Here is a 12,119-nt window from a genome sequence, read left to right as displayed (position 1 = left end):
CCCTTTTTAGGGTCACCGCGCAAGGGTCTCAACAGGCCTCAACCATCCTTAACGATTTCAATCAACGAATTAAGAGCAGCACACCCATCTGTCCGCCGACCAATCGTCGATGCTGTGCCGCGGTAAAACCAGCAGCAACAGCCTGCTGCTCCTGCTCCGCTCCCGTCAGGAATTGCTCCACGCTCGTTTCGAGATAGGCGTATTGGTCGGCAAGCCCCATGCCAGCAGCGACAGGAACCACGATCCGGCGCAGGTAGGTCCGTTGAAACGCTGCCGCTGCACTGCCTTCTGGCAACCGATTGAAATCCAACACAGCGGCGCGCCCGCCAGGCTTCAGCACCCTTGCCATCTCCTGAAAACCCAAGAACGGGTCCGCCAGGTTGCGTAACCCATAGGCCATCACCACCCCATCGAAATCTTGATCTGGCAACCCGGTTTCAAGGGCATCCGCTTGCATCCATTGCACCGGCAACCAGGGCTCGCGGCCCGCTCGCTCCGCAGCCAAGGTCAAGGGCGCCGCTGCAGCATCAAGCCCCAAAACAGAACCCTCCGGTCTCAACTTTCTTGCCAACGCAAGAGCGAGATCACCCGTTCCACAACACAGATCAAGCCAACGCTCACGCGGTTGCGGACTCAGCCAAGACAGGAGTTGACGCTTCCACTGTCTGTGCAGCCCCAAACTCAGCAGGTCATTCAGGCGGTCATAACGGGGAGCAACAGCGTTAAACAACGCCTCAACTGCAGCAGGATCACGAGGTTTCACAAGCAGATCAAAGAAGCAATCCGTTCAAAGTCATCACCATCACCGTGGCCAAACCAACAGCGGCTGAACACACCAAGCAGCCCGCAAGCATCAACGAAAATTCCTGTTGGTCGATCGCCGACTGCATCAATTGCAGTGCCCACGCCAGCAAGGCAATCACTACCAATACCAACACAATTCCCACAGGCAAGGCCTGCTGACGTGTCATCAATGGCAGACCTCCTGTCAAAACCTGCCCTGTTAAGTCTTTTCAATTTAAGACGCAATCTTTGGTTCTAAGGGCCTGATCAGCAAACCGCGTCCTTGCAAATCCAATTTGATTTGCTCAACGCTGAGAACTCCGTCATGGAGAAGTGAAGCCAGCAAGGCCGCCGATGCCTGGCCGCCCTCTGGCCCGGAATCCAGAGCTGCAGCGATGTGATCCATGCAGCCGGCCCCACCCGATGCAATCACAGGTACGGCAACGGCCTGCGCCACTGCACGCGTCAGCGCCAAGTCATAACCAGCTTGGGTTCCATCGCCATCCATCGACGTGAGCAAAATTTCCCCTGCACCAAGGTCCGCAACCCGACGCGCCCAGTCCACCGCATCCAATCCAGTGTTTTCGCGGCCGCCTTTCACATAGACATCCCAGCCACCGCTCGACCGACGCCTCGCATCAATCGCCACAACGATGCACTGACAGCCAAACCGCTCAGCTCCCTCTGAGACCAGTTCAGGGCGACGAACAGCCGACGAATTCAGACTCACCTTGTCGGCACCGGCACGCAGCAGCTCAGTGATGCCCTCCACGGAAGCGATTCCGCCACCCACGGTGAATGGGATCGTCACACTCGCAGCCGTGCGACGCACGAGGTCCACCAACGTGGCGCGCCCCTCATGGCTGGCGGCAATATCGAGAAACACCAGTTCATCAGCTCCGGCCTCGCTGTAACGACAGGCCAATTCCACCGGATCGCCTGCGTCACGCAGGCCCACAAAATTGACACCTTTCACCACCCGGCCCTTGGCCACGTCGAGGCAGGGAATCAAACGAAGAGCGACCATGTCAGTTGAAAAGAGGCTGTTAGTGTTGCGGCCACTTCTCAAGCCTGGCAGGCCATGTCACAGCAGACGTCAGTCACGATCGACATCGGCTCGAAGGTTCGGGTCACCCGAGTCCGCGATCGCATTCCCGGTGCCCTGGTGGAACTCCTCAAGAAAAACTCCTCCGGCACCGTGGTTGATTTCCGCACTGTTGACGGAAAAGGAATCGGCGTGGTCGTTCAGCTCAGTGATGGCTCTACCAGCTGGTTCTTCGAAGACGAAATCGCTCCCGGCTGAGGATTGACCTAGTGAGTGACGCCCGTCAGCTGCTCGGAATGAAAGGTGCCAGTGGCACCTCCAACATTTGGAAGCTGCGCTTGCAGCTGATGAAACCAGTCACCTGGATTCCCCTGATTTGGGGAGTGGTGTGTGGGGCCGCGGCCAGCGGGAATTACGAATGGCGTGTTGACCACGTGGTCGCTGCCTTGGCCTGCATGGTGATGAGTGGCCCCCTGCTCGCCGGCTACACCCAAACCATCAATGACTTTTACGACCGCGAGATCGATGCGATCAATGAGCCCTACCGGCCGATCCCATCAGGTGCCATCAGTCTCGGCCAGGTCAAGGTTCAGATCTGGGGCCTGCTGATCGCTGGCTTAGCGGTGTCTTGGGGTTTGGATGTCTGGGCTGGACACAGCACTCCAGTGTTGTTCCTGCTCGCCCTTGGCGGCTCTTTTGTGAGCTACATCTATTCAGCTCCTCCCCTCAAGCTGAAACAAAACGGCTGGTTGGGCAATTACGCCCTCGGCGCCAGTTACATCGCTCTGCCCTGGTGGGCGGGCCAGGCTCTCTTCGGTCAACTCACCTGGGCTACGGCGCTGCTCACGCTCGCTTACAGCCTTGCTGGCTTGGGCATTGCTGTGGTCAACGACTTCAAAAGTGTGGAAGGTGATCGCGCTCTCGGGCTTCAGTCACTCCCTGTTGCATTTGGAATTGGGCCCGCAAGCTGGATCAGCGCTGGGATGATCGACCTCTTCCAACTCCTGATGGTTGCGGTTCTGATCGCAATCGGGCAGCATTTTGCAGCCGTCCTGCTGGTGTTATTGATCGTGCCTCAGATCACTTTTCAAGACATCTGGCTGCTTCGCGATCCAGTGGAATTCGATGTGAAATATCAAGCCAGTGCCCAGCCCTTTCTCGTGCTTGGAATGCTGGTCACAGCGTTGGCTATTGGCCACAGTCCCCTGACTCAGGGAATGTGAATCGCACCCGTCGTCACTGGTTCCTGATCGCGGGTGTCGCCGCTGCAATTGGCAGTGGTGCTGCGCTCGGGCAGGCCGCCATCACGCGAGCGATTGATGCGACCTTGCCCGATGCAAGAGGGGTCAATCTCTTCAATCGGCCTGGCACGATCACGCTCCTGTCGAGCAACGGCAAGGTGATCCAAAAACTCGGGCCAGCGACCCGGGAGAAGATCAAACCAGGGCAAATGCCCCAGCTTGTGATGCAATCGTTCATCGCAGCGGAAGACCGTCGCTTCTTTGACCATGACGGCGTTGATCTTTGGGGAATCGGACGGGCCGTTGTCACGAATTTGAAGCAGGGCGCTGTTCGTGAAGGAGCGAGCACGATCACCCAACAACTGGCCCGCACGGTGTTCTTGAGCCAGGACCGCACGATCACACGCAAGCTCAAAGAAGCAGCACTGGCCTACAAGCTCGAGCGTCAACTGAGCAAGGAGCAGATCCTCGAGCAGTACCTCAACTTTGTATATCTCGGATCGAGCGCCTATGGCATCTCCGATGCAGCCTGGGTGTATTTCTCCAAGCAACCGGAGGAACTCACCCTCCCAGAAGCGGCTCTGATCGCTGGGATGCCACCCGCACCCTCGCTCTATTCCCCGCTGGTGAACCCTGAGATCGCCCTGCAGAGGCGCAGCATCGTGATCAGCCGGATGGAGCAGGAAGGATTCATCACCTCGGGCGAAGCGGAAGCAGCGCGCAACAGCCCCTTGGCCCTCAAGCCAGCCATCCCGAAGTATTACAACAGCACCGCTCCCTATTTCACAACGTGGGTCGCCCAACAGCTGCCCACCTTGCTCACCCCCGAACAACTGGAAGTAGGAGGCCTCAAGATTCGCACCAGCCTGAATCTTGATTGGCAGCGCAAAGCCCAGAAGGTGGTGCGTGAAATCGCACCAAATGGCACGGAGGGCGTGATCGTTTCGATCGCACCCGGTACCGGATTGGTGCGGGTGATGGTGGGAGGCAAAAACTTTTATTCCAGCCAGTTCAACCGCGCCACCCAGGCCCTGAGATCGCCAGGCTCAACCTTCAAACTGTTTCCCTACAGCGCAGCGATTAATGCAGGCGTGAAAGCTGAAGATATTTTCTTAGACAAACCCCGTTGCTGGAATGGTTACTGCCCCAAAAACTTTGGCAAAAAATATTTTGGCAAGATTTCTCTCGCCGACGCATTAAAAAATTCACTAAACACCGTTGCGGTGCAATTGCAGGACAAGGTGGGCTTTGACCCAATCATTGCGATGGCCAACAATCTCGGAATTGGCAACCAACGCCCTCTCGGCCGGTATTACCCGATGGCGATCGGTGCCTATGAACAAACCGTTCTGGACATGACAGCCGCCTATTCCGCTGTGACCAACCGCGGTGTGTATGTAAAACCCGCCGCCTTTGAAGAGATCCGTGGACCGGGTGGCGACGTGCTTTGGAGCAGAAGAGTAAATGGCGACCGCGGAAAACGGGCCATGGATAGTGATGTGGCCGACACGATGAATTGGATGCTGCAACGGGTTGTGAGCGGCGGCACAGGAATCGCAGCCAAGCTTGATGATCGCCCTGTGGCAGGAAAAACTGGAACGTCAGAGGGTGGACGGGACATCTGGTTCATCGGCTCCATTCCCCAACTCACCACTGCCGTGTGGTTTGGTCACGACAACAACGCCGAGACCAAGAGCAACAGTGGCGAATCCGCGTGGGCTTGGAAGCAATTCATGACTCAAATCAAGTCTGAATTCCCGGCGCAAAAGTTTCCAGCCAAGCCCAAAACGGTACGACCGGTTCTGCAACGACCTGGGAAAAAGAAAGCGAGCGACCCCAACAAACCGAACCCTGGTGACGGGCCCCTTCCAGATCTTGACCTATTCGGTGAAACGGATGATCCACCCGCACCCACTCCGCGCTACGTGAGCCCATCGGGCGGCCCGCCGGTGGATGAATTCTTTAGGCCTTTGCCGGTGCAGTGATCGGTGCAGTGATCACTGCGGTGTAGAACCCATCACCCCCATCAGGGTCAGGCCAGCGCTGCTGCTCGGACTCCAACTGAAAATCAGCATGCCCCTGGAGAAGCTTGTTGACCTGCGCGCCGTTCTCAGCGGGATGGACAGTGCACGTTGCATACACCAAGCGGCCACCACGAGCGAGTAAGGGCAGCATCGCCGCCAGCAATTGCGCTTGCAGCGGCAACAGCTCCTCCACCGTGGCAGGCGTCACGCGCCAACGGGCATCGGGGTGACGGGACAAGGTCCCCAGCCCCGAACAAGGAACATCAAGCAGGATGCGTTGAAAGAAACCACGCCACTCAGGCTTTTGCCCAAGCAGGTCGGCCGCATCGGCTGCCAGCGCATGGATCGAACTGCATCCCAAGCGAGCGGCATTTGCAGCCACTCGTTTCAAGCGACCAGCAGAGCGATCCACGGCCCAGATCTCCCCCCCATCCCCCATCAGCTCCGCCAGGTGGGTTGCCTTCCCGCCTGGAGCAGCGCAGGCATCAAGAATCCGATCTCCAGGCTGAGGCGCTAACAGCGGAGCAACCCCCTGGGCCGATCGATCCTGAACGCTCCAATGCCCCTGTTCAAAACCAGGCCAAAGACGCAAATCTCCCGCAGGCGCCAGCACCTGCAGGCCATCTGGGCAACCATCGATCGGCTGTGTGGGCACCCCCGCCTCAGCCAATTCAGACGCCACCACCTCAGGGGTGGAGCACAAGCGATTCACACGTAGATCCAAGGGCGGCACTTGATTGCAGGCGATCGCCACACGCTCGGCCTGGTCAGGACCAGACCAGCTCAAGAGACTCTCAGCAAACCAAACGGGAAGGGAATGGCACAACGCCAGTCGTTGGGCGGGTTGTTCTGGCAGAGACAGCGTCTCGCCGGCCTCCTTGGCGCGTAGGGCCGAGCGGAGCACCCCATTCACCACAGGAGAGAGCTTGGAGAGCCGGTGGCGCTTGGCCAGCTCCACCGTGGTGTCCACTGCGGCAGCTGCGGGGATGCGCTGCATACGCAGCACTTGATAGAGCCCGAGATGCAACAGCCAACGCAGCCGAGGCGGCTGTTTATGGGCTGGAACTTTGCCGAGACGGTCCAACCAACCATCGAGCCATTGCCGCCAGCGAATACATCCATAGGCCAGTTCGGTGGCCAGACCGCGATCCGATGGAGACAGGGAGCTTTGGCGAATGGCCCGCTCTAAGGCGACGTCGGCATAAGCACCCGCAGCAACGGCCTCCAGCACCTCCCAGGCCAAACGACGCGCCGGTAAACCAATTTTGGCGCCGTTGACTTCGGGCTCACTCACGGGCAATGGCGAATTGATGGATCTCTAGAGCTAGCGCCTCGAGGTCCGGCCTCCAGAGAAATCGCTGCAACGGGAGCCGGCCTTCTGCATCCACAGGGATGCCCTCCGCAATCAAAAGCTGGCGCTGCATCCAATCCGAGCCCTCGCGACTGAGGCACATCGAAATCCGTCCCTTGGCGTTCACAACGCGCTGCCAAGGCACATCAGAAGGCAAGCTCAGCCGTCGCAGAGCCCATCCCACCTGACGCGCACAGCCCCAGGCCCCGATCCAGTCAGCCACCTGGCCATAGGTGGCAACATGACCATATGGGATCAAGCTGACGGCATGCCAGACGCGCGCATCGAAGGCCTTATCGCTGCTGGGACGCATCAAATGTTTTGTTCCTCAGAAACTCACGACTAGGCCGCTCGTTGCGAGCCAATCTGAGTGAACTAACCATCCTTTCGACAGTTCGAACAACTCACCTCAACGATCAGGTTTTCTTTCAGACCTTATGACAACCCAAGACAACGGTGATTTACGAATTGATCTGTCCTTAAGTCCAGCAGACCTCAGGCTGCTGCTTGATGCCGTGAGCTACCGACTCGAGCGTTGGTCAGGCGGTGAGCCCCACGAGCAAGAGAATTTGTACACCATGCAAACCCTTTTACAAGCAGCCATCTTGGAAGCTAATTTTGGCTCAACGTGGGAACGCTAAACACAAGAATCGCTATCACCACCATTTCAACAACCTGAAAGATCTCCAACAGAACTTCACAGATAGATCCTCTCAAATGCCGTTAGGCCATAACCAAAACCTTAAAAATATTAAGCCAAAGCGCCACAATTAGCCACAACCTAAACAACTATTTGCACCTTCGCCATTGACACAATAGACACGCTTCTTTTCAGGACAAGAATCAACCAGAGACGCTCCACAGAGCAGATTTAGACCCAAGATAGAAAAGCTATATAATTCCTCATTGAGTAAAACATGGAGCAGCCATCATCAGCACAAACTCAGCAAAATTATACGCTGCTCAGAAGAAAAAAAGCAGATCAGTTCATCCGAAATACAACTTCTCATCTGCAATGATCAGAACAGATCATGCTTCTGATTACATTAAAGGTAAAACTCGTTACCCAATGCAGGCTATCCTCACGCCATCGATGAATGAATCTCCAGGACATTTTGGATAAGCTCACAAGAAACAGAACCATCAAGGGAAAACCAGATATTCATAAAAATGCACAAAAAGAGCATAGAATCACTCGGCCATCTTGGCGACAGTTGGTCTAAAAAGTAAACCCATAGATAAAGAATAAGGCGCCTTCGAGAGAACCATTGAAGAGCAGGCCTTGGAGACAAATACTACCTATACATAAAGAGCAAAAACGAAAGGAAACTCCAAATTCTCATCAAGAAATCAAAAAACCCTCAACAGCGACTTAAACTCAGAACTAATATTCATATATATACCAACAAAGGCTTCATTCATTCCAAACACAGGCGAGATCAAGAGCAAATCAAAACTTGAAAAAGAGAGCAAATACATACAACAGAATTCGCCATAAATATCAAAATAATGGAAAAATAATACAATCAATCAAATAAACCTATCAACCTCTTTTCCTGCTTAAATCATAACCATCCGTTCCAAAAACGGAATTGCTATCGCCTGCACAAGGATTACCAAGATACGGCTAACCTAATTCGCTAGCACATCAACTTAAACATGTACACTGCTAAAATACTTGAACATACAAGCATAAATAAAGCAAGTCGCATAAATCAATAAATTAAAAAATCAAAGTCAACATAAAATAAAACAAATCCAAAACTTACTGGAATCAAAAACAAACTTCAAATCCATGACTGACATACGCAAATAGGCCAACAGCAATGACCAAAAAGACTAGCGAATGAATTCAATCACTCAAAAGAACAACAAACCGAATGCATGAAAACAGTTATAAATACACTAAGGCTTTACTCACCTGATTTCAACAAAACTATAATACAAGGACTTCACAACTCGAAGATAATTAATTCAAGACACACTGGTCGCAAATGCGAACTCAACCTCACGGGCTACGCAAGAGGCATTCCCCAAGAACAGGAGGGAGCAGTAGGGGTTGCCAAAAGCAGAAACACTGCTTTAGTTGAAACGAGGTAATTCAACCAGTGAAAACCGAAAGCAACAAGCAATCATTCCTCGCTCAGACAAAAATGCAAATTCTTGTCTTTTCAATCAATGAATTTAAAAATATACCTTTAAACAGAATAAACCATAGCTTACGAATTGCACATCAACAAGGGCTAATTCTATTATCCAATTCGTAAAACATAATCTTATCGCTTTTTTTAGCAGTATTCCAATCGCCTCATCCCCCTCCACAACCAAAAAAAATGAAGGCAAATTCACCAATAATTCTCGAAATAAGCAGTATTTTTCATTCCATTAAATCTTCGTCCAATAGTCAAAGCATACATATCTTAAATGACAATAACTTACTACTCAAAACTTTAACAATACAAGCCAAGAAATTTCTAAGGAATCAGCCTTTCCGCTTCTCAGAGCAAGACTTTATTGCTGATTCAATTGAGCAAGGAAGAGTTGCTGGAGCTCCTGACGCTGGAACAGGCTTGACTGAAAGCATAGGATTTGAAATCCTCTTAAAGCCAAAAAACAAACCCACTGAGAATGAATCCAACCAATTGCCAATTCTTTTTGGAGAAAAAAATGACAAGCAAGATAACGATTTACCATCGATAACAATATCATTGGCGACCTTAGTAATTAAAAAAAACCCCGAAGAGATAATTTCACTTAAAAGCACAATACAATCCAGCCCAAACTCACAAGGGGTTGAACAAGAAATATCTCTAGACCAATATTTTGTAGAATCAAATATCAAGCAAACTAGTAAATATTCAAATTTAATAAGTCCATTGGCTGTTCCTATTTACAATAATGCACTGGCAAGCACTGGAGAAGTTCTTCCTTACGGGGTTCAGGCTGTTTGGGGAGGGCTCGATATCTCTAGGCAGGGAAACTCCGGTGCCAATTCTCATGTTTTTGTGATTGATTCCGGAGTCTTGGATACCACCAATGATCTAAACCTGAATACAGAGTGGTCAAAAAGTTGGATTAGTGGCGAAAGTGCTTTCACAGATGGTGCTGGACACGGAACGCATGTGGCTGGCACTATCGCTGCCTTGGCAAATGGAAGAGGAGTCGTTGGAGTCGCACCAGGTTCAAAAGTGACCTCACTAAAAGTTTTTGACAGCAACGGACGTGGAGCAAGTTACAGCACAATCATTGATGCAGTCATTTACGCCACTCAAATCATTAATGATAATGAACTTGATAAGACAAAAGTTGTTATCAACATGAGCCTTGGCGGCATTTATAACAAAAGTCTTGATGCTGCAATTAGAAATGCGGCCGATCAGGGAATTGTTTTTGCAATAGCCGCCGGTAATAGTGGTCATGATGCCGACTTATATTCTCCAGCCAGTGCAGGAGATCATCAAAATGTTTACACTATTTCAGCTGTTGACAATCAATATCAAATGCCTAGTTGGTCTAACTGGGATGATCAGATCAATGGTGATGACGTGAGCTATGCAGCACCAGGAGTGAATATTTTTTCTTATTATAAAGGAGGTCAGCTTGCATATTTAAGCGGTACATCGATGGCAGCGCCACATGTTGCAGGTTTACTTTTGATGGGCGGCGTCAAAGAAGGAGATATGGTTTTAGCGAATTCATCTGGCGAGTCCGATCCATTTGCTTTAATACAATCCAGTTATGCAATTAACTATATAACAATAAGTACTGTAGGTTCAGTTGCTCTTCAGAGAGACTCGGGTACTGGCCTCTATGCAGTCACTGAGGAGGGTGGCAAAGCTATTCCTATTACTATTGACAATGCCCAAATTTATGAAGGCATTTATGTGGGTTGGCAAGCAGTCGCCGCCGCAACCATCAACAATAACAATACAATCGCATGGAAACATATCTCTGGCAACATCTCTATCTGGAATGCGGATGATAACTGGTCTTACCTTGATACACCTTTTTCTGGCTATCTCAAAGGTTTAGAGGCATTACAATGGGAAGCTGCTTTTAATCAAGACTTTAATGGAGACAACGCTATAGGTCTGAGCTTTAGTGATGCACCTCTTAGCTCAAATGGCGGTATCAATCTTGGCTTGATTGCACAAGCAGGATTTGGCTACGGCATTCAAGTGGGTGCAGGCGAGCTCACACCGATTTCATTTGCAGGTGGATATGCCGGAATTAATAATCCAGGTGCTGGTTGGTTAGCGATTGGGATTACCCCAACAGCATCGGGCTCCACGTTGTATTGGCGAAATAGCACCAACAACACCTATGCGAGCTGGGATCTCAATGCTGCTGGTGCATTAGTCACTGGCCGTGGACTGAGTGCAGCAGAGCTGTATCAAGCAGAAGTGGGACTTGGCTTTGACATCACTGGTGATTTGGCAGTTGGTCTGAGCTTTAGTGATGCACCGATTAGCTCAAATGGCGGTATCAATCTTGGCTTGATTGCACAAGCAGGATTTGGCTACGGCATTCAAGTGGGTGCAGGCGAGCTCACACCGATTTCATTTGCAGGTGGGTTTGCCGGACCAAGTAATCCAGGTGCTGGTTGGCAAGCGATTGCGGCTGGGCGTTCAGACGTCAATCTTGAGCTGTACTGGCAAAATAGAAGCACCTTTGCAAAGTGGGACCTCACATCCGACGGTCAACTCATCAGTGGTGAACTTCTTTCAGGTTCCAGTCTTGCTTTTGCTGAACAGCAACTAGGGCTGAATCTGAACGGCGATGCCCAGACCGGTTTTACATTCAGTGCTCCTATCTCAATATCTCCCACCGCAACCCTTGGTTTCACGCAATTTGGTTATGGCATCGAACTTACGACGGGCGAAATCGTGCCAGTCACCTACGGCAATGACCTAGACGCCTCACCCTTAAGTCCTGGCGCTGGATGGGAAGCTATAGCCGCTGCTGCTGGAGAGTCCAGTCTTGAGTTGTTCTGGCGTAATGGTTCAACCATCGCTAAGTGGGACCTTGATTTGACAGGGCAATTGATCAGCGGCGAGCTATTAACTGGTTCTAGTCTTGCTGTTGAGGAACAACAATTAGGAATTGACTTAAACCAAGACACATTGACTGGCTTTAGTTTTAACTCGCTTTCAGTATCGAGCACAGCAGATCTTGGTGAGACGCAATTCGGTTACGGCATACAACTGGCGCCAGACAACATTATTCCCATCACATACGGCAATGGGATAGATGCATCGCCATTGAGTCCTGGTGCTGGCTGGAATGCAGTTGCTGCTGCCACTTCAGGATCTAACTTTGATGTGTACTGGAAAAATGGTGAAACCTATGCAAAATGGACGATTAATGCAGAAGGTGCTCTGATTCCTGGTGGTAGAAGTCTTCTTGATGCGTCTCTAATTCCTCAAGAAGAACTATTGATTGGAGCTGATATCAATGGTAATGAAAGATCGGCCATCGATCCAACAATATAAAGGGAAGCAATGACAATATATTTAACTTTTGAAAAATATTTTTCAAAAAATCTCTAGACATGCAAGTTGACAGCCCTAAAATGCACCTTTCGGCCTTTGAAAATATTGACTTTGCAGAAAGGCTCAAAGCTTAGATGATCCATTCACAATATAGTGACGCCCAAAACTTCAGCCCTGAAACTC

At 51.2% G+C, this 12,119-nt stretch carries 10 protein-coding genes; 5 read left to right on the top strand and 5 right to left on the bottom strand.

From position 1 onward, the window contains the following. Positions 1 to 61: 61 nt before the first annotated feature. Genes ubiE through hisF form a run of 3 tightly spaced genes read right to left on the bottom strand, consistent with a single transcriptional unit; the run spans position 62 to position 1,810 of the window. Entirely contained in the window at positions 62 to 763 is a 702-nt protein-coding gene (gene ubiE, locus SynSYN20_RS03555; RefSeq protein ID WP_186524762.1) for a bifunctional demethylmenaquinone methyltransferase/2-methoxy-6-polyprenyl-1,4-benzoquinol methylase UbiE, read from the bottom strand. Between the two features lie 7 nt (positions 764 to 770). Further along, positions 771 to 971 (bottom strand): hypothetical protein, encoded by a 201-nt coding sequence (locus SynSYN20_RS03550; protein WP_186524761.1) that lies wholly within the window; start codon positions 969 to 971, stop codon positions 771 to 773. Positions 972 to 1,018: 47 nt separating this feature from the next. Continuing rightward, positions 1,019 to 1,810, bottom strand: coding sequence for an imidazole glycerol phosphate synthase subunit HisF (hisF, locus tag SynSYN20_RS03545; RefSeq protein WP_186524760.1), 792 nt, complete (start codon positions 1,808 to 1,810; stop codon positions 1,019 to 1,021). A 54-nt stretch (positions 1,811 to 1,864) separates the two neighbouring features. On the opposite strand from hisF, the gene SynSYN20_RS03540 reads away from it, so the two are divergent. Genes SynSYN20_RS03540 through SynSYN20_RS03530 form a run of 3 tightly spaced genes read left to right on the top strand, consistent with a single transcriptional unit; the run spans position 1,865 to position 5,054 of the window. Continuing rightward, entirely contained in the window at positions 1,865 to 2,086 is a 222-nt protein-coding gene (locus SynSYN20_RS03540; RefSeq protein ID WP_186524759.1) for a DUF2862 domain-containing protein, read from the top strand. Positions 2,087 to 2,097: 11 nt separating this feature from the next. Continuing rightward, positions 2,098 to 3,051 (top strand): chlorophyll synthase ChlG, encoded by a 954-nt coding sequence (gene chlG / locus SynSYN20_RS03535; RefSeq protein ID WP_186524758.1) that lies wholly within the window; start codon positions 2,098 to 2,100, stop codon positions 3,049 to 3,051. Then, on the top strand, positions 3,048 to 5,054 hold the full coding sequence (locus SynSYN20_RS03530; protein WP_186524757.1) for a transglycosylase domain-containing protein: 2,007 nt from the start codon (positions 3,048 to 3,050) through the stop codon (positions 5,052 to 5,054). The genes chlG and SynSYN20_RS03530 overlap by 4 nt, the downstream gene beginning before the upstream one ends. Here the strand turns inward: SynSYN20_RS03530 and SynSYN20_RS03525 are convergent. Continuing rightward, positions 5,032 to 6,387, bottom strand: coding sequence for a 16S rRNA (cytosine(967)-C(5))-methyltransferase (locus SynSYN20_RS03525; protein WP_255476354.1), 1,356 nt, complete (start codon positions 6,385 to 6,387; stop codon positions 5,032 to 5,034). The genes SynSYN20_RS03530 and SynSYN20_RS03525 overlap by 23 nt on opposite strands. Then, the gene (locus tag SynSYN20_RS03520) at positions 6,380 to 6,757 is read right to left on the bottom strand and encodes an MGMT family protein (protein ID WP_186524755.1); all 378 of its coding nucleotides are present in this window, start codon (positions 6,755 to 6,757) and stop codon (positions 6,380 to 6,382) included. The genes SynSYN20_RS03525 and SynSYN20_RS03520 overlap by 8 nt, the downstream gene beginning before the upstream one ends. Positions 6,758 to 6,881: 124 nt before the next feature. Here SynSYN20_RS03520 and SynSYN20_RS03515 point away from each other — a divergent pair, with 124 nt between their 5' ends. Beyond that, positions 6,882 to 7,085, top strand: a complete 204-nt coding sequence (locus SynSYN20_RS03515; protein WP_186524754.1) for a hypothetical protein — start codon at positions 6,882 to 6,884, stop codon at positions 7,083 to 7,085. A 1,692-nt stretch (positions 7,086 to 8,777) separates the two neighbouring features. Next, positions 8,778 to 11,936 carry a S8 family serine peptidase gene (locus tag SynSYN20_RS03510; RefSeq protein WP_186524753.1) on the top strand — a complete coding sequence of 1,053 codons (3,159 nt, stop codon included), beginning with the start codon at positions 8,778 to 8,780 and terminating at the stop codon, positions 11,934 to 11,936. Positions 11,937 to 12,119: the final 183 nt, after the last annotated feature.

The sequence above is a fragment of the Synechococcus sp. SYN20 genome (assembly GCF_014279555.1).
Classification (GTDB): Bacteria; Cyanobacteriota; Cyanobacteriia; order PCC-6307; family Cyanobiaceae; genus Synechococcus_C.
The sequence above is the reverse complement of the archived record's forward strand: the minus strand, read 5'-3'. Positions and strand labels throughout refer to the sequence as shown.